A 16,741-nucleotide genomic window follows, 5' to 3' on the forward strand; every position below is an offset into this window, starting at 1 on the left:
TGGCTGCCGATCTACAAGCTAATAAGCGGGGGGCGCCGCACAGTGTGCCATGTGAAAAGGGGCCCATCGGGGCCCCTTGTCGTTGCGTTGCAATTCCACTGCGCGGCGTGTGGGCTGGGTCAATTACTTGAGCAGCGACAGCACGCCTTGTGGGATCTGGTTGGCTTGAGCCACCATCGCCGTGCCGGCCTGTTGCAGGATCTGAGCCCGCGACAAGTTGGCGGTTTCTGCCGCGAAGTCGGCGTCCTGGATGCGCGAGCGCGAGGCAGAGAGGTTTTCCGATGTGATCTGCAGGCTGGAAATGCTGGTTTCAAAGCGCGACTGCAAGGCGCCGAGCTTGGCGCGTTCGCCATTGATGAAGGCCAGGGCCGAGTCCACGGTCTTGAGCGCATCGGTGGCGCTGGTGAAGGTGGTCACGTCCAGGTTGGCCACGGTGTGCAGTGACGATCCACCGCTGTCCAGCTGGTTGCTGGCAGAGGTCAGGGCAAACGATTTCTCAGAGTCGAGTGTGATGTAGCCGCCGGTGGCAACGTTGTCGACCGTGGCATCGGCTGCCAAGGTCTGCGCAGTGCCGTTGCTGGCGCCTGCCGCGTCGTAGCCGGTCACGCTCACGGCGGCTGCATTGGCATTGGTGGTATCTCCCACCACGATGTTGTTGCCAGTGGCGTTGGTCAGGATGATCTGGGTGCCGTCCGAGCTCAGCGAGGCGTTGATGCCGGTTTTTGCAGATTGTTCATTGATCGCCGATACGGCAGGCGAAAGGCGGTCTGTGCCGGTGGCGGATGTCAAGGTGAACGAGATCGTGCGGGATGCGCCTACGTTGTCGCCTTCCAGCGTCAGCGAATAGGACCCGGCCGAGGCCATGCCTCCCAGGCGCACTTCGGTGCGGGCGGTTGCGGTCACGCCCGTGGTGGCCTGCAGGGAATTGATCTGATCGGCGGTGGCTTTGGCGGTGGCATTCGAATTTACCGTCATGGTGCCTGTGCCCAGGTAGCCGCTGATGGAGACCGAACCCGCTGTCACGCCGTTGGATGTGGCGCCAGTCGCAGGGGCCTGTGCACCAATACCCGAGCCGTTGGAGGCGATGTTCTGGTTGTTGCCGTAGACGTTGGTGCGCAGGTTGGCCGTCGCTGCGACGATGGTCTGGTTGGCATTGGCGCCCACCTGGAACTGTTGCGTACCAAAGGTGCCGTCCAGCAATTTCTGGCCGTTGAACTCGGTGGTTTGCGAAATCCGGTCCAGTTCCGCCACCAGCTGGCCGACTTCCTGCTGCAGGGCCTGACGGTCGCCAGCGCTGTTGGAAGCGTTGGCCGATTGCACGGCCAGTTCGCGCACCCGCTGCAGGATGTTGCCGGCGGAGCCCATCGCACCTTCTGCCACCTGGGCCAGCGAAATTCCGTCGTTCGCATTGCGAACCGCCTGGTTCAGGCCACGAATCTGGCTGGTGAAACGCTCGGAAATCGCCAAACCGGCTGCGTCGTCCTTGGCGCTGTTGATGCGCAGGCCCGACGACAAGCGCTGGATGGCTGAGTTGAGCGACATCTGGCTGGTGCCCAAATTTCGCTGCGCGGTGAGCGAGCTGATGTTGGTATTGATGGTTGCTGCCATGGCGAAACTCCTTAACGTCGCAAGACGGATCTGTTTGCCGGTTCAAGCGCACCCGTCCGGCTGTCAATGAGGGAACGATGGATGAATTGTGGAGATGCCGCTTTTTGGCGTTGGGGAGATAAGCGGCAAAAAAGTCGTACAACTTGCGCGTTTGACCCTCAAGTTTTCCGGCGGTGACCCGAAAACACTTACAACGGACCGTAAGCGGCCCGCCGTTCACCAGAAGCTAAAGAGCACTGGCGAACCCAGGAAGCCAGCGTGGTGCTGGCGCCCCGGCTGGCGGCAACGCCATATTCAGTCAGTTCTTTCTGGAGATTTGCAATGGCTTCCACCATCAATACCAACATCAGCTCGCTCACCGCACAGCGCAACCTGGGCATGAGCCAGACCTCGCTGAACACGTCCATCCAGCGCTTGTCGTCGGGCCTGCGCATCAACAGCGCCAAGGACGACGCGGCCGGTTTGGCGATTTCCGAGCGTTTCACCAGCCAGATTCGTGGCCTGAACCAGGCGGTTCGCAATGCCAATGACGGTATCTCCCTGGCGCAAACCGCTGAAGGTGCATTGAAGGCTTCCGGCGACATCCTGCAGCGGGTGCGTGAGCTGGCCGTGCAATCGGCCAACGCTTCCAACAGCGCCGGCGACCGTCAGGCCCTGCAACAGGAAGTCGGCCAGCTGGTGTCTGAGTTGGACCGCATTTCGCAAACCACCGAATTCAACGGTCAGAAGCTGCTGGACGGCACCTTTGGTACGCAACAGTTCCAGGTGGGCGCCAACGCCAACCAGACCATCGTGGCGGCAACGGGCAATCTGCGCACCACGGTGTACGGCAACAACCAAAACGTAGCATCGAACGGCTCGGGCATCGGTGCTCAGGCCACCGTGGCAGCGGGCGCGACGTCCAACGGCGTAGCTGCTGGCACCATTGCCATCAGCGGCTACCTGGGTACTAACAGCATTGCGGCAGGGTCGAACGCGACGGCCAAGGCAACAGCCGATCAGATCAATGGTATGAAGGCCACCACCGGTGTGACTGCCACTGCCCGCACCGAAGTGCGTTTGGGTGGCATGGCCTCGGCTGGTTCCTATTCGCTGACCTTGCAGGGCGACAATGTTGGGTCTGCTGCCGCCGTCACGGTGTCGTTCACGCTGACCTCTGCCACCGGCACCGACCGCCTGTCGGCTGCAGTGTCCGCCATCAACGACCAGGCTGCCAAGACCGGCATCAACGCTGCTCTGAGCTCGGACGGCACGCAAGTGATTCTGACCAACGCTACCGGCAACGACATCGTGGTGGGTGACACAGCCAATGCCAATGCTGCCAATGTGACCGTTACCGGCTACGATGCGGCTGGCGCCAGCAACGGTACGGCCCAGACGCTGACGGCCAACTCTGCCGCAGAAATGGTGAATACGGGCGGCTACATCGTCCTGGATTCGGAAAAGTCGTTCGCTGTGGACTCTACTAGTGCGACCCAACTGGATGACGGTGGCTCTGCATTGCAGGCTGTGGCCAACCTGGACGTGACCACGTTCAGCAACGCGACCAATGCGCTCAAGACCGTGGACTCTGCCCTGGCCTTCATCAACGGCGAGCGTGCCAAGCTCGGTGCCCTGCAGTCGCGCTTTGAAACGTCGATCAGCAACCTGCAAGTGACGTCGGAAAACCTGTCCTCCTCGCGTTCGCGTATCCTGGACGCCGACTTTGCCGCAGAAACCGCCAACCTGTCGCGCGCTCAGATCCTGCAACAGGCCGGTACGGCGATGGTGGCTCAGGCCAACCAGCTGCCGCAAGGTGTGTTGGCCCTGCTGCGTTAATAGGCAGAGGGCATGGCAGTCGGGGCGTTGCAGCGCCCTGAAGTGGCCCAGGCGGCGGCAGATTTCTGTCGCCGCCCTTTGGCTTTTTGGGACAGCGGGTGCCAGGACCGCTGGATAAGACGGGTTTCCTGGCGTGTTTACGGACGTTCTTGATCGCCGTTCGGCGCCATAATTTCCGTTGGACCAGCTCAGGAGGTTTGTATGGCAACCATTTCATCCCCAGGTGTCGGCACGAATGGACTTGATGTCAAAAACATCATCTCTCAGCTCGTCGCTCTGGAAAAAAAGCCCCTGGACACGCTCAAGCTGCAAGCGGCCACGGTCAATACCAAGATTTCCGCCTTTGGGCAGATCAAGTCGCTGGTCTCCACGCTACAGGACGCTGCTGGCAAGCTGACCAGCGTGACCGGGTGGAATGGTGTGGCCACCACGTCATCCGACTCCAAATATGTTTCCGCCACTGCCGTTGGGGGCACGCTGCCCACAACGTTCAGTGTGGAAGTCCAAAGCCTTGCCAAGGCACAGGCCACAGCGTCGGCCGCTTTGCTGCCCGTAGGTGGTGCGCTCGGGGCGGGTACGCTGCGCCTTGAATTGGGCAAGTGGAGTGTGGCGCCCGCATCGTTTACGCCTGGCAGTGGCCAGCCCGTGGACATCAGCATCAGCGCCAGCGACAAACTGTCGGATGTGGCCAGCAAGATCAACGGCGCCAATGCAGGGGTCACTGCGTCGATTCTCAGCGACGCTTCGGGCGAGCGTTTGCTGCTGCGCAGCAAGAGCACTGGTGAGGAATTCGGATTTCGACTGAGCGTGATGGAAGGTGGTGATACGGATCCCCAGAGTGCCGGCAACACCGATGCCACGGGTTTGTCCCGCCTCGTCAATGGCGCCACGGTCACACAGGCTGCCGCCAATGCCAAGGCCACGGTCAACGGGATCGCGGTGTCTTCGGCCACCAATACGTTTGCGTCCACGATTTCGGGTGTAACTTTCAAGGCCGAGCAAGTGACGACGGCTCCCATTGATATCACCGTGAGCAAGGACAACTCTGCCATCCAGTCCAACATTGATGGATTCGTGAAGGCCTACAACGCCATCAACGAATTGCTCCAAGATGCGACCAAATACGACGCAAAGACCCGTTCGGCGGGGCTTTTGCAAGGGGATTCGACCGCTGTGGCACTGCAGAACTCTCTGCGCAACGCGATCCAGTCGATCTCGACGGGTGGCGGGGCCTTCCAGCGTCTGGCAGATGTCGGCATCACGCAGCAGCTGGGCGGGAATCTGGCCGTCGACTCCACCAAGCTGAACAAGGCCCTGACTGAGAAGCCTGACGACGTGAAGAACCTGTTCCGCAACACCGGAGGCGGATCGGCCGATGGCATTGCGGTGCAACTGAAGGCGCTGACCACCAATCTGCTGGCCAACGATGGTTTCTTCAAATCCAAGGACGACACCCTGCAGCTGAGTCTCAAGCGCAATTCTCAGGACCAAACGCGCGTGAACGAAAAGGTTGACGCATTTGAAAAACGCATCACGCGGCGCTATAACGCGCTGGACAGCCAGTTGAGCAGCCTGAATGGCCTGAACGCCTATATCTCGCAGCAGGTGGCGGCCTGGAATAAATCGACGGGCTGAATAAACAGAGGCTTCAGTTTTCTTGGCGCACGCCGATAACTTAAGTAATACCTCGGAAGGATTGTCAGCATGTTCAGCGCCTACAGCCCCCGTGCAGCCAACGCTTACCAGCGCATCAACGTAGAGACCAGCATGCACACGATCGACCAGCACCAGCTGGTCAGCCTGCTGTATGAAGGTGTTCTCAACTCCATTGCCACTGCACGCGGCGCCATGGCGCGCGGTGATGTGCTCGGCAAGGTCAATGCCATTTCCAAGGCCATCCGAATTCTGGAAGAGGGGTTGAGCACCTCGCTCGACAAGGTGGATGGCGGTGAACTGGCGGAGAACCTGGGTGCGCTTTATGACTACTGCATCCATCGCCTTACGCTGGCCAATGCCCGTAACGACGACGCCATGATGCAAGAAGTCATGCGCCTGATCGAGCCCGTGGCAACCGGGTGGAATGAAATCAAGAAATCGGGTGCCGGTGCGTCCGAAACGCCCGCCTCGGGCCAGCCCGTGCTGGTGGAGGCCTGACCATGTCTCACATGCTGATTGACTATTACAAGGCGATTGAAGACAGCAGCGCCAAGATGCTGGAGGCTGCCAAGCTCAAGGATTGGGATGGTGTGGTGCGCTATGAAGGCGCCTGTGCAGTGCTGATCGAGCAACTGCGCTTCAAGTCGCAAGAGCACGAATTGCTGCCTGAGCACCGCCGTGAGAAGACCCGCATCATGCAGCGCATCTTGCGCAACGATGCGCAGATCCGCTGCCTGGCAGAGCCTTGGCTCGCGCAGTTCGAGCATCTGTTCGAGGGGCAGCCCCAGATGATGCACTGAGTGCGGGCAGCGCAACGCTCCCGGGCTGCTGCTGTGTGCGGCAGTGACCTAGCGATCAAATGTGGTTGCTTGTTAGGGCTGGGATGGCCGGATTGGCGGAGCACTGCGGCGATGGGCGGTGCCGTCCAGTGGGGTGCCAAAGTGCGCGGTACTGAACCTGTCGCTACTTCGACCGCCAAGCGCCTCTGGGTCAAAAAATGCACTGGATGTGCGTGAAGCGCCAGTGCAGCATGCCTTTGCTGCTATCAAAAATATAGTTTCTTGTGTTGGCGCAGCGCAGTGCCACACGGCTGCCCCGTTGAGAACGGGGCCTTCATGCTTCGCCAGCAGCTCACACCTGCATGTTCATGATGTCGGTGTACGCCTGCACCATGCGATTGCGCACGTGCAGTGTGGCTTGAAAGCCGATTTGCGCCTTCTGGATAGCCACCATGGTCTCTTCCAGACTCACGGAGGGGTTTTCCATTTGCACCTCCTTTTGCATCTCGGAAGATTTGTTCTGCGCGGCACTCACTGACTGCAATGCGCCCTTGAGCGCGCCGGAGAAGCCGACTTCATTGCCCGTGGTTTGCGGCGCTGCAGCACGGCGCGCGACGCCAGCGCCCGTCAGCGGGGCGGTTGAGCTGGAGATGCGAAGGTCCATGGCGGTATCCGTAGGGGAATGGCGGTATGCTGCGTATCCTAGCTACCGGCCCAGGATGCATCGCTCTGAATAGATGGCCAAACGGACGGCTTATCCAGCGAACATTTTGGGGGCGTGACCGAATAATCGACCCCACGCTAGGTCTGTTGCAGGGCCTGCTTTAATGGAAAGCAAGATGTCTGCTGTTGCTGAAGTCCCTCTCAATCCGCTCCCGACGCCGGCCAGTCCCAACTGGCTGCAGCGGCTGTCCGCCCTCGACCGGGCGCAGCGCATGCGGCTGGGTGCGGGCGTGGCGCTGCTGGTGGCTGCTGCCGTTGCGGCCGTCGTGATGGGGCGCCAACCCGACTACCGGGTACTGTTTTCCAATCTGGGCGACAAGGATGGCGGAGCCGTGGTGGCACAGCTCTCCCAAATGAATGTGCCCTACAAGTATTCCGAGGGTGGCGGCGCCATCCTGATTCCAGCGGAGCGCGTGCATGACGTGCGTCTGCGACTGGCCACTCAGGGCCTGCCCAAGGGCTCCGTCGCAGGTTTTGAGCTGATGGAGTCCAACAAATTCGGGATGACGCAGTTTCAGGAGCGCCTGAACTTCCAGCGCGGGCTGGAGGGGGAGCTCACCCGGTCCATTCAAGCCTTGTCGTCCGTGCAAAGTGCCCGTGTGCACCTGGCCTTGCCCAACCAGAACGGATTTTTCCGTGAGCAGCAAAAGCCGTCGGCCTCGGTACTGGTGAGCCTGCACCCCGGCCGCATTCTGGACCGTGCCCAACTCGCGGGCATCGTGCATCTGGTGGCTTCCAGCGTGCCGGAACTGGCGCCGTCGGCCGTGAGTGTGCTGGATGACACGGGCAAGCTGCTGTCCCAATCGCCTGACAGCACGGCCGGTGCTGAAATCAATGCCCAGCAGCTCTTGTATGTGCAGCAGCTGGAGCAGCAGTATTCGCGCCGCATCATGGACATTCTGGAGCCCGTGGTCGGCCGTGACAACGTCAAGGCACAGGTGACGGCTGAGGTGGACTTCTCCCAGACCGAGTCCACCTCCGAGCAATTCCGCCCCAACCAGACGCCAGACTCCAGCGCCGTCCGCAGCCAGCAGGTGCTGGAAAGCCGTGGCAGCGCGACGAAGACCGCCACGGGTGTGCCCGGTGCGGTTGCCAACCAGCCTCCCGCTCCGTCTGCAGCGCCCATCAATGGCGCCAACCCAGCGCCCAATGCGGGCGGCCAACAGGGGACTGAGGAACAGTCCAACAAGCGCGAGTCCACCACCAACTATGAAGTGGACAAGACGGTGAAAGTGGTCCGTGGCAGTACGGGCGCAGTCAAGCGACTGAGTGCTGCGGTCGTGGTCAACTACCAGTCGGCCGAGGACAAGGGCAAGACCGTGACCAAGGCGCTGACGCCCGAGCAGATCGAGCAGATGACCGCGCTGGTGCGTGAAACCATTGGCTTCAACCGCGAACGCGGTGATTCGGTGAATCTGATGAATACGCCGTTCCAGGTGACTGCAGTGCCCACCACAGACACCCCGCTTTGGAAGCAGCCTGAGGTGGTTGATCTGGCCAAGACCTTTGCCTGGCCGGTAGGTGCAGTTCTGTTTGCTGCCCTGGTGCTGATGGGGCTGGTGCGTCCTGCGCTCAAAGGCCCAGCGCCGGCCAAGGCCGGTGCCGCCAAGCCGGTGGCAGGTGGACAACTGGACGCGCTGGAGGCAGAAACACCCGAGCGCCCGGCATTGGCAGCGCCCGCCCGCAAGGACGAAGTGTTGCCCGCGACCCCCGAGCAACTGCGCCTGGAAGATGCGCGCACGCTGGCCAAGGAGAATCCGGTCGCGGTCGCCAATATTCTCAAGACCTGGCTGAACGGCGAGCCCGTTTAGTCGCCGCTACCGCTACCGATTGCACGGACCACGACCATGGACGACCAAGGACTCCACGATGCCGCCATCATGCTGATGTCCCTCGGCGAGGAAGAGGCGGCTGAGGTGTTCAAGCATTTCTCGCCCAAAGAGGTGCAGAAGCTGGGCGAGACCATCGCGCGCATGCGCTCGGTGTCGCGCGAAAAGGTGGACGAGGTCATCAACAAATTCTCCAACGCGGCCGCAGCGCAAAGCCTGTTGGTATCCGACACCGGCAATTACGTGCGCGCTGTGCTCAAGCGCGCGCTCGGCGATGACAAGGCGGGACTGCTGATCGACCGTATCTTGCAGGGCGGAGATGTCTCGGGCATTGAGAGTCTCAAGTGGATGGATCCGTTGTCAGTGGCTGAACTGCTGCGTAACGAGCACCCGCAGATCGTTGCTGCCATCCTGGTACATCTGGACAGCGACCAGGCCTCGGGCATCCTGATGCACCTGACGGATCGCCAGCGTAGCGAAATTCTGTTGCGTGTGGCCACGCTCGAAGGTATCCAGCCGACTGCCCTCAAGGACCTGAACGAAGTGCTTTTCAAGGTGCTGGCGGGCGGGGACAAGATCCGCAAGAGTTCGCTGGGCGGTGTCAAGGCTGCCGCAGAAATCATCAACTTGCTGGGCGGCAACATGGACGCCGTGGTGCTCGAATCCATCCGGGGCTACGACCCTGACCTGGCGCAGAAGATCATGGACAAGATGTTCGTGTTCGAGGATGTTCTCAAGCTGGACGACAAGGCCATTCAAACGGTACTCAAGGAAGTGGCATCCGAAACCCTCATCGTGGCTCTCAAGGGCGCAGTGCCCGAACTGCGCGAAAAATTCCTCTCCAACATGTCTTCGCGTGCAGCCGACGCGCTGCGAGAAGACCTCGAATCGCGCGGCCCGATGCGGCTGTCCGAGGTCGAGGCGCAGCAGAAGGAAATCCTCAAGACGGTGCGTCGTCTCTCTGACGAAGGCCAGATCGTGATCGGAGGCGGTGGTGATGATGCCTTCGTCTAACCAGCGGTCCTATTCGCGGTTCATTCCCAGCGAGGAAGTCGGCGACTTCAAGCAGTGGAAGTTTGCCGCGGTAGACGGTTCCGATCTGGTCGAGCCAGAGCCCGAGCCGGAACCTGTGGCGGAGCTGCCCGCCGAGCTGGATGAAGCGGCACAGCAGGCGCTTGTCCAGCAGGCTTGCGACGATGCGTATGCAGAGGGCTTTGCCCAAGGGCAGGCGCAGACGGCGCTCGAGTGGCAGCGCCGCATGGATGAATACATTGCCCAGCAGGGACAAGAGGCGGCACAGCGCATGCAAAGCGCGCTGCAGACACTGGAAGCCAGCCTGATCGACATGCAGCAGCACATGGCGCAGCAGGTGCTGGAGCTGGCGTGTGACATCGCGCGCCAGGTGGTGCGCCAGGAACTGTCGGTCAATCCCAATGCCTTGTTGCCGGTGGTGCGGGAGGCCGTGGGCATGCTGGTCTCCGAGGGGCGGCCTGCCACCGTCCGGCTCAATCCGGAGGATATGGAGGCCATGGCCCAGCCTCTGCGCGAAGAGATCAATGCCCCTGGCGTGCAGTGGATGGCGGATGCCGCTGTGCCTGCTGGCGGCTGCATGGTGGAGTCGGCGGGCACGGTCGTTGATGGCAGCATCGACAAACGGTGGCAGCGTGCCATTGCGTCGCTGGGGCTGCAGTCACCCTGGGACGACGAGACGCGTGGGGATGGCGATGACCGTCGACCTTGACTCTGCCTGGACCCGCTTCATGGACGACGCGCGCGAGCGCGTGGCCGAAGGGGCGCCGTTGGAGACGCGGGGTACGCTGACCCGACTGACGGGACTGGTGCTGGAGGCGGTGGGGATCCGCGTGCCTGTGGGGTCGCAGTGCATGGTGCAAATGCCAGGGCACGCGCCGGTGTTGGCTGAGGTCGTCGGGTTTTCTGCCGACCGTGCGTTTTTAATGCCGGCGGGCGATATCCATGGGCTGTCCAGTGGCGCGAGTGTGGTGCCGGCTGCGCCATATATCCCCATGCCTCGCTTGGGCGAGCCTCCCCGGCCCGTACAACGCGCCGGGGTGCTTCGTTTGCCCATGGGCGACGGCTTGTTGGGTCGCGTGGTGGATGCGCAAGGCCTGCCCCTCGACCATGGTGGACCGGTGCAGGATGTCGTGTCGGAGCCCATGGGGCGGCGGCAGATCAATGCCATGGATCGGGATCCGGTGCGTGAGCCGTTGGATACTGGCGTGCGCGCCATCAATGCCTTGCTGACCGTAGGGCGGGGTCAGCGTCTGGGGTTGTTTGCAGGCTCCGGGGTGGGCAAGAGTGTGCTGTTGGGCATGATGGCGCGCTACACACAGGCCGATGTGATTGTGGTGGGGCTCATTGGGGAGCGGGGGCGCGAAGTCAAGGAGTTTGTGGAAGACATCCTGGGCGAGGAAGGCCGCGCACGGTCCGTGGTGGTGGCTGCACCTGCCGACGCGCCTCCGTTGTTGCGCATGCAGGGGGCGGCCTACGCGACTGCGGTGGCGGAGCATTTTCGCGACAAAGGGCAGCATGTGCTGCTGCTCATGGATTCACTGACCCGCTATGCAATGGCGCAGCGGGAAATTGCCCTGGCCATCGGCGAGCCGCCAGCAACCAAAGGGTATCCGCCGTCCTGTTTTGCAAAGCTGCCGCAGCTGGTCGAGCGCAGCGGCAACGGCCTGCATGGTGTCGGCTCCATCACAGCGTTTTATACGGTGCTATCGGAAGGTGATGACCAGCAGGACCCGATCGCGGATGCTGCCCGTGCCATTCTGGATGGGCACATTGTGTTGTCGCGTGCCCTGGCTGAGACCGGGCATTTCCCGGCCATCGACATTGAGCAATCGGCATCGCGGGTGATGCACAACGTGGTGTCTCGCGGGCATTTTGACTTGGCGCGGCGGTTTCGTGCGGTGTATTCGCGTTACCAGAAGAGCCGGGACCTGGTGCAGGTGGGGGCCTATATGAGCGGCTCCGACCCGGCATTGGACGAGGCTATCCGCCTTCAGCCACAGATGGCGGGTTTTCTGCAGCAGGACATGTACGAGGCGGCCTCCATGGACCACAGCGTAGCCGCCATGGCGGCGGTGCTGGACCATTGACGGCGGACAAGGGAAGCCATCATGTCCAACCTTAACGCCCTCTCTGTCGCAGTCGAAGTGGCCTCTCGCAAGCGGGACGATGCCCGCAAGGTGCTGCAGGACACGCTGGCTGCCGAGCAGGCAGCACGTGCCCAGCTCGATCAGCTGGAAGACTACGCCCGTGAAACCGAGTCACGCTGGGGCATGAAGGCAGATACGGCCATGCAGCCCGAAGTGATGTACCACCACTACCACTTCATGGACAGGCTGGGTCATGCGGCCAGCATCCAGACCAGTGTGGTGGGTGACCAGTCTGCGCGGGTGCAAGCTGCCCAGCGTGCTCTGTTAGATGCAGAGCTGCGTTTGGCCAGTCTGCGTAAGGTGGTAGACAAGCGACGCAACGACCTCGCTCTGCAGCAACAGCGCAGAGACCAAAAACAGACCGATGAACGCGCCGCGCTGCAGTATCGCAACGCGGGCCAGGAGAATTGAACATGGAACCGACCAAAGTAGCCTCCTCGCAGGGCACCCAGCCCGCCCACACGACTCGCGCCAAATCATCGGCCCAGCCTGCTGTCGCAGACGCTAGCGATCCTGCGGCTGGGGGCGGTTTTTTGGCTTTGCTGGCGGCGTTGGGGGACGAGGTGGAGGAGGGGGGCGTACTGGGCTCGGCAGGATCGGATGTTCTCGCCGCGGACGGCCTTCCTGGCGTCGGATCCACGGCTGTAGACGCCTCTGCGGTGGCTGCATGGCAAGGGTTATTGGGCATGGCTTCGGCCAATGTCGCTCCTCCGGCCTCCACAGGCACTGACGGTGGTTCGCGCCTCGCTACCGCTTTGGGTGCGGGGGGGGCGTCTCCAGTAGGTTCCGGGGGCGAGTGGACGCCATTTGGCCGTACCCAAGGCTTGGTGGCAGAGACGGCGATGTTGGACTCTGCTGCAGACATTAAGGATGCGCAACCTTTGGGCGCGACGTCCATGGCTGGTCGTACATTCTCTCGGTTGCAGAACGTCGCGGCGCTCCGCACTGGGCTTTCAGGTTCGGGGGACGTCAGTTTGGGGCAAGGCACGGTTGGCGAGTTGAAACCTCATTCATTCGGACACACTCCGGCGGCCGCTGCGCTTTCACAGGCGATGACTGAGCGCTCTGCCCAGGCCGCATCGACGGGGGCGCAACCTTCTGAGCGCGTGGGCGGGCTGTCATCCGCAGCTACTGGCTTCGAGGGAGTCACACCTCTTGCTGATGGTCTGTTGACCTCCGTCGCTTCTGCACGGGCGCCCGAATTCGCTGCCGGTGGGCACTCTGCCGGTGAGAACCCGGGAAATGGGGGCGCATGGTCTGAGAGCGCATTGGGCGCATCGCCTTTGGAGTCCAGCAACTTCACCGATGCAACGGTCTTTGCAGACCCTAACGCCGTGGGTGCAGAAGAGCAGGTGGCCGAGCAGGTGGCCTACTGGGTGAACCAGAAGACCCAGAACGCAGAGTTGACGCTGCAGCGTGATGGTCAGCCGGTGGAGGTGTCGGTGTCTCTGTCGGGTAACGAAGCGCACGTGTCATTCCGCAGCGACCAGCAGCAGACGCGGGAGCTGCTGGACCAGAGCATGGCGCAGTTGAGTGATCTGTTGCGCAGTGAGGGTTTGGTGTTGTCTGGCATGTCGGTGGGCACATCGGCACGCGACAGTGCCGGTGGTGGCGAGGCGGGGCAGCAGCGACCTCGCGACGGGGCACGCCAGGCGCAGGTGGTATCTGCCGTGCCTGCTGGCACAGCCTCGCTGGCGCGTGGTGGTGTGGCGACAGACCGGGCCGTGGACGTCTTCGTCTGATTCTGCGGGGTGATGTGGGCGGTCGGTAGTTCTGCTCCCGTCTCCGCAGTCTAGGCGAGCGCGGTGAATGCCATGGTTTTGGGCTTTTATTCTGGCTATTATTGGTTACACCCCCGACCCATAATGGGCTAGCAGGTTGTGCTTTCACTTTGATAGCGTCTGTTCTGCCTGTTCCCTACCGCAAGGAATTCCATTGTGTCAGCCAATACTCCCGCAGCAGCCGCACCCGCCAAAAGCAAGAAGATGCTGTTGATCATCATCGGCGTGGTGGTGGCTGTGCTAGTGATCGGAGGGGGCGCAGCAGCATGGTTCATCTCCAGTCGGTCGCATGCCGTTGAGGACGAAGAGGGTGGCGGTGCACCTGCGGCTCACAAGGAGGCGCCCAAGGTTGCCCCCACCTTCCTGCCCTTGGAAAACATGGTGGTCAATCTGGCTGATCCTGGCGGTGATCGCTTTGCGCAGATCGGCATTACGTTGGAGCTGGAGGATGCAAAGACTGCAGAACAGGTCAAGCAGTACCTGCCGTCGATCCGCAGTGGAATCCTGATGCTGGTGTCGCAACGCACGTCCACGGAGCTGCTGCAGCGCGAGGGCAAGGAAAAGCTCGCTACCGACGTCTTGCGCGAAGTCTCGCGCCCTCTGGGCTACTCGGTGCCGTCAGAGCGTGAGCGTGCAAAGGCTGCCGCCGCCGCTGAGCAGGACGGAGATGCAGAGGAACGCCCCGCCGCGCGCAAGCGCACAGAGCGCAATCCCGTGCGCAAGGTGCTCTTTTCGAGCTTCATCATCCAATGAGCCAGCCGGGTAAGGACCAGCCATGAGTGATTCATTTCTTTCGCAGGAAGAGGTTGATGCCCTTCTGGAAGGGGTCACTGGCGAGAGCCAGAAGTCCGTTGAGGAAGTGGCTGAGGCGGGGTCGGTACGCAATTACGACATCTCCAGCCAGGAGCGCATTGTCCGTGGCCGCATGCCGACGATGGAAATCGTCAACGAGCGGTTTGCACGCAACTTCCGCATCGGACTCTTCAACTTCATCCGCCGCAGTCCTGAAATTTCGGTGGGGACGGTGTCGGTGCAACGCTACAGTGCTTTCCTGAGAGAGCTGGCGGTGCCGACGAACTTCAACATCGTGGCGATCCGCCCCTTGCGAGGCAGCGGACTCATCGTCTGTGAGCCTTCGCTGGTCTTCGGCATCATTGACACCCTCTATGGTGGGGTCGGTAAGTTCCAGACCCGCATTGAAGGGCGTGATTTTTCGCCTACCGAGCAGCGTGTCATCAACCGGCTCGTAGATGTGATCTGCGCGGAGTACAAGAAGGCGTGGCAGGGGATCTATCCGCTGGAGCTTGAATACCAGCGCTCGGAAATGCAACCCCAGTTCGCCAACATTGCTACGCCCAGCGAGATCGTGGTGTCCACGGCCTTTCAGCTGGAAATTGGCGACCTGTCGGGCGCCATCCATATATGCATGCCTTATGCAACGCTGGAGCCGATCCGCGATGTACTGTATTCGTCCACGCAGGGCGATTCCATTGAGGTGGACCGCCGCTGGGTGAATGTGCTCAAGCGTGAAATCCAATCCGCAGAGGTTACGCTGGTGGCGGAGCTGGCGAAGGCCGATGCCACCGTAGAGCAACTGCTGGCCATGAAGCCGGGTGACTTCATCGAACTGGACCGCGAGCCCCGTATCCGTGCGTCGATCGGAGGGGTTCCCATTTTTGAATGCCAGTATGGAACCCACAATTCCAAGTACGCCATCCGCATTGAAGAGTGCCTGCGCACTTCGGACATGAGTTGGCTGGGAGAGAAGAATGGCAACTGAAGAAGATAACAAGGACGCAGGCGCGGACGACCCGTTTGCGGGTTGGGCCGAGGCGCTCGAAGAGCAGAAGCGGACGGACGAAAAACCGGCGGACGCAGAGCAGGGAGGGCCACTTTCCGGCGAGCCCGTGCGACCATTTTCCGGTGCTGCGGGCGGTGATACTGTCAACGACATCAACATGGTGCTGGACATTCCGGTGCAGCTGTCGGTGGAGTTGGGGCGCACCAAAGTGCCCATCAAGTACATCCTTCAACTGGCACAAGGTTCGGTGGTGGAGCTGGATGCACTGGCAGGCGAGCCCATGGACGTGCTGGTCAATGGCTACCTTATCGCCCAAGGCGAAGTGGTGGTGGTCAATGACAAGTTTGGTATCCGCCTGACCGATGTGGTCACGCCGTCAGAACGTTTGCGGCGGGTGAGCCGTGGATAGTGGGAGCATGACCCAGACGCTGCTGGTCGTGGTGCTTTTTGTGGGCGCCATGGCTTTGCTTCCCTGGGCTGTGCGCCGGCTGCAGCAGCGCCAGTCCTCCGGGACGCTGGCTGCCGGGGTGGCGTCACGCGTGGTGTCTGCAGTGGCCGTCGGCCCTCAACAGCGGGTAGTGACGGTGGAAGTCGGCCCTGAACATGCGCGTACTTGGCTGGTGCTGGGCGTCACCGCTCAACAGGTCAGTTGCCTCCACGTGCTACCAGTGGCGGCCAAGGGGGCTGGGGACGCCGTGAACGTTTCACTCCCGACAGAACCATCGTTTGCTCACGAGATGCGAGCTGCGTCCGCTGATTCTGGAAAGTCCGCGCATGTCTGAGCTCGCATCCTTGCTCCCAAGGCGCGTAGCGCGAACAGCTGGGCGTGCTTTGCCTTGGGCCGTTGCTGTTGCCAGCGTGGTAGCGCATGGCTCCGCTTGGGCTCAAAGTCCGGGCGCATTGCCACTGGTTGTTGGCAGTGGGCCATCTGGCGCCAGCTACTCGGTACCCATTCAGACACTGCTGTTTTTCACGGCGTTGTCTTTTTTGCCCGCTGTGCTGCTGATGATGACGGGCTTTACACGGATTGTGATTGTGCTGTCCTTGCTGCGTCAGGCCTTGGGGACGCAGTCGGCTCCTCCCAATCAGGTCATCATCGGGCTGTCACTGTTCCTGACCTTTTTTGTCATGGGCCCGACGCTGGACCGTGTGTACCAGGACGCTTACGTTCCCTATACCAACAACACCATCAGCTTCGAACAGGCGCTGGACAGGGCAGAGGCGCCGATGCGCAGCTTCATGCTCAAGCAGACGCGGCAATCTGACTTTGCGCTGTTTTCCAGGCTGGCACGTCTTGATCCCAAAGTGACGGCTGAGACGGCGCCCATCCGTGTGCTGGTGCCGGCCTTTGTGACCAGCGAGCTCAAATCGGCGTTTCAGATCGGGTTCATGATTTTCATCCCGTTTCTTGTCATCGACATGGTGGTGTCCAGCATCCTCATGTCCCTGGGCATGATGATGTTGTCCCCGGTGTTGGTGGCATTGCCGTTCAAGCTGATGCTGTTTGTGCTGGCAGACGGCTGGAACCTGCTGATCGGCTCATTGGCCGCCAGCTTCGTCACCTAGA

Annotated in this window: 17 protein-coding genes; 15 read left to right on the top strand and 2 right to left on the bottom strand. The window is 61.5% G+C overall.

Annotation, left to right across the window (positions count from 1 at the left end):
* Positions 1 to 123: 123 nt before the first annotated feature.
* Entirely contained in the window at positions 124 to 1,608 is a 1,485-nt protein-coding gene (locus ASC83_RS18160) for a flagellin (RefSeq protein ID WP_056065719.1), read from the bottom strand.
* A gap of 321 nt (positions 1,609 to 1,929) precedes the next feature.
* Between ASC83_RS18160 and ASC83_RS18165 the strand changes: the two genes are divergently transcribed.
* The 4 genes from ASC83_RS18165 (at position 1,930) to ASC83_RS18180 (ending at position 5,882) form a co-directional block, all read left to right on the top strand.
* The gene (locus ASC83_RS18165) at positions 1,930 to 3,426 is read left to right on the top strand and encodes a flagellin (protein WP_056065722.1); all 1,497 of its coding nucleotides are present in this window, start codon (positions 1,930 to 1,932) and stop codon (positions 3,424 to 3,426) included.
* 201 nt (positions 3,427 to 3,627) lie between these two features.
* Positions 3,628 to 5,061 carry a flagellar filament capping protein FliD gene (gene fliD / locus ASC83_RS18170; protein WP_056065723.1) on the top strand — a complete coding sequence of 478 codons (1,434 nt, stop codon included), beginning with the start codon at positions 3,628 to 3,630 and terminating at the stop codon, positions 5,059 to 5,061.
* A gap of 69 nt (positions 5,062 to 5,130) precedes the next feature.
* The gene (gene fliS, locus ASC83_RS18175; RefSeq protein ID WP_056065726.1) at positions 5,131 to 5,580 is read left to right on the top strand and encodes a flagellar export chaperone FliS; all 450 of its coding nucleotides are present in this window, start codon (positions 5,131 to 5,133) and stop codon (positions 5,578 to 5,580) included.
* A gap of 2 nt (positions 5,581 to 5,582) precedes the next feature.
* Positions 5,583 to 5,882: a flagellar protein FliT gene (locus ASC83_RS18180; RefSeq protein ID WP_007860919.1), complete on the top strand. Its 300-nt coding sequence runs from the start codon at positions 5,583 to 5,585 to the stop codon at positions 5,880 to 5,882.
* A 331-nt stretch (positions 5,883 to 6,213) separates the two neighbouring features.
* On the opposite strand, the gene fliE is transcribed toward ASC83_RS18180, so the two are convergent.
* On the bottom strand, positions 6,214 to 6,525 hold the full coding sequence (fliE, locus tag ASC83_RS18185; RefSeq protein WP_056065729.1) for a flagellar hook-basal body complex protein FliE: 312 nt from the start codon (positions 6,523 to 6,525) through the stop codon (positions 6,214 to 6,216).
* A gap of 175 nt (positions 6,526 to 6,700) precedes the next feature.
* Here fliE and fliF point away from each other — a divergent pair, with 175 nt between their 5' ends.
* The 11 genes from fliF to fliP all read left to right on the top strand — a co-directional run bounded on the left by fliF (position 6,701) and on the right by fliP (position 16,740).
* Complete coding sequence (fliF, locus tag ASC83_RS18190; RefSeq protein WP_056065860.1) at positions 6,701 to 8,395, top strand: flagellar basal-body MS-ring/collar protein FliF; 1,695 nt, start codon at positions 6,701 to 6,703, stop codon at positions 8,393 to 8,395.
* A 36-nt stretch (positions 8,396 to 8,431) separates the two neighbouring features.
* On the top strand, positions 8,432 to 9,427 hold the full coding sequence (fliG, locus tag ASC83_RS18195; protein WP_056065732.1) for a flagellar motor switch protein FliG: 996 nt from the start codon (positions 8,432 to 8,434) through the stop codon (positions 9,425 to 9,427).
* On the top strand, positions 9,414 to 10,154 hold the full coding sequence (locus ASC83_RS18200) for a flagellar assembly protein FliH (protein WP_056065864.1): 741 nt from the start codon (positions 9,414 to 9,416) through the stop codon (positions 10,152 to 10,154). The genes fliG and ASC83_RS18200 overlap by 14 nt, the downstream gene beginning before the upstream one ends.
* Positions 10,138 to 11,532, top strand: a complete 1,395-nt coding sequence (fliI, locus tag ASC83_RS18205; RefSeq protein WP_099729183.1) for a flagellar protein export ATPase FliI — start codon at positions 10,138 to 10,140, stop codon at positions 11,530 to 11,532. The genes ASC83_RS18200 and fliI overlap by 17 nt, the downstream gene beginning before the upstream one ends.
* A gap of 21 nt (positions 11,533 to 11,553) precedes the next feature.
* Positions 11,554 to 12,003, top strand: coding sequence for a flagellar export protein FliJ (locus tag ASC83_RS18210; RefSeq protein ID WP_056065736.1), 450 nt, complete (start codon positions 11,554 to 11,556; stop codon positions 12,001 to 12,003).
* An 857-nt stretch (positions 12,004 to 12,860) separates the two neighbouring features.
* Positions 12,861 to 13,334 carry a flagellar hook-length control protein FliK gene (locus ASC83_RS18215; RefSeq protein ID WP_235509411.1) on the top strand — a complete coding sequence of 158 codons (474 nt, stop codon included), beginning with the start codon at positions 12,861 to 12,863 and terminating at the stop codon, positions 13,332 to 13,334.
* Positions 13,335 to 13,529: 195 nt separating this feature from the next.
* Entirely contained in the window at positions 13,530 to 14,126 is a 597-nt protein-coding gene (gene fliL, locus ASC83_RS18220; protein WP_056065739.1) for a flagellar basal body-associated protein FliL, read from the top strand.
* A gap of 22 nt (positions 14,127 to 14,148) precedes the next feature.
* Positions 14,149 to 15,153 (top strand): flagellar motor switch protein FliM, encoded by a 1,005-nt coding sequence (gene fliM / locus ASC83_RS18225; RefSeq protein ID WP_056065744.1) that lies wholly within the window; start codon positions 14,149 to 14,151, stop codon positions 15,151 to 15,153.
* Positions 15,143 to 15,583: a flagellar motor switch protein FliN gene (gene fliN / locus ASC83_RS18230; protein WP_015015804.1), complete on the top strand. Its 441-nt coding sequence runs from the start codon at positions 15,143 to 15,145 to the stop codon at positions 15,581 to 15,583. The genes fliM and fliN overlap by 11 nt, the downstream gene beginning before the upstream one ends.
* A gap of 7 nt (positions 15,584 to 15,590) precedes the next feature.
* Positions 15,591 to 15,956 (top strand): flagellar biosynthetic protein FliO, encoded by a 366-nt coding sequence (locus tag ASC83_RS18235; protein ID WP_056065746.1) that lies wholly within the window; start codon positions 15,591 to 15,593, stop codon positions 15,954 to 15,956.
* Positions 15,949 to 16,740, top strand: coding sequence for a flagellar type III secretion system pore protein FliP (gene fliP / locus ASC83_RS18240; RefSeq protein ID WP_200938979.1), 792 nt, complete (start codon positions 15,949 to 15,951; stop codon positions 16,738 to 16,740). Before ASC83_RS18235 ends, fliP begins: the two co-directional genes overlap by 8 nt.
* The last annotated feature ends 1 nt before the right edge of the window (position 16,741 follow it).

Origin of the sequence: Acidovorax sp. Root402 (genome assembly GCF_001425125.1) — a bacterium.
Lineage (GTDB): Bacteria > Pseudomonadota > Gammaproteobacteria > Burkholderiales > Burkholderiaceae_C > Acidovorax > Acidovorax delafieldii.

What these genes read in the sequence shown, in the direction of transcription:
- ASC83_RS18160 (WP_056065719.1), bottom strand. Translation starts at nt 1,608, where the DNA reads ATGGCAGCAACCATCAATACCAACATCAGCTCGCTCACCGCGCAGCGA.
- ASC83_RS18165 (WP_056065722.1), top strand. Translation starts at nt 1,930, where the DNA reads ATGGCTTCCACCATCAATACCAACATCAGCTCGCTCACCGCACAGCGC.
- fliD (WP_056065723.1), top strand. Translation starts at nt 3,628, where the DNA reads ATGGCAACCATTTCATCCCCAGGTGTCGGCACGAATGGACTTGATGTC.
- fliS (WP_056065726.1), top strand. Translation starts at nt 5,131, where the DNA reads ATGTTCAGCGCCTACAGCCCCCGTGCAGCCAACGCTTACCAGCGCATC.
- ASC83_RS18180 (WP_007860919.1), top strand. Translation starts at nt 5,583, where the DNA reads ATGTCTCACATGCTGATTGACTATTACAAGGCGATTGAAGACAGCAGC.
- fliE (WP_056065729.1), bottom strand. Translation starts at nt 6,525, where the DNA reads ATGGACCTTCGCATCTCCAGCTCAACCGCCCCGCTGACGGGCGCTGGC.
- fliF (WP_056065860.1), top strand. Translation starts at nt 6,701, where the DNA reads ATGTCTGCTGTTGCTGAAGTCCCTCTCAATCCGCTCCCGACGCCGGCC.
- fliG (WP_056065732.1), top strand. Translation starts at nt 8,432, where the DNA reads ATGGACGACCAAGGACTCCACGATGCCGCCATCATGCTGATGTCCCTC.
- ASC83_RS18200 (WP_056065864.1), top strand. Translation starts at nt 9,414, where the DNA reads ATGCCTTCGTCTAACCAGCGGTCCTATTCGCGGTTCATTCCCAGCGAG.
- fliI (WP_099729183.1), top strand. Translation starts at nt 10,138, where the DNA reads ATGACCGTCGACCTTGACTCTGCCTGGACCCGCTTCATGGACGACGCG.
- ASC83_RS18210 (WP_056065736.1), top strand. Translation starts at nt 11,554, where the DNA reads ATGTCCAACCTTAACGCCCTCTCTGTCGCAGTCGAAGTGGCCTCTCGC.
- fliM (WP_056065744.1), top strand. Translation starts at nt 14,149, where the DNA reads ATGAGTGATTCATTTCTTTCGCAGGAAGAGGTTGATGCCCTTCTGGAA.
- fliN (WP_015015804.1), top strand. Translation starts at nt 15,143, where the DNA reads ATGGCAACTGAAGAAGATAACAAGGACGCAGGCGCGGACGACCCGTTT.
- ASC83_RS18235 (WP_056065746.1), top strand. Translation starts at nt 15,591, where the DNA reads ATGACCCAGACGCTGCTGGTCGTGGTGCTTTTTGTGGGCGCCATGGCT.
- fliP (WP_200938979.1), top strand. Translation starts at nt 15,949, where the DNA reads ATGTCTGAGCTCGCATCCTTGCTCCCAAGGCGCGTAGCGCGAACAGCT.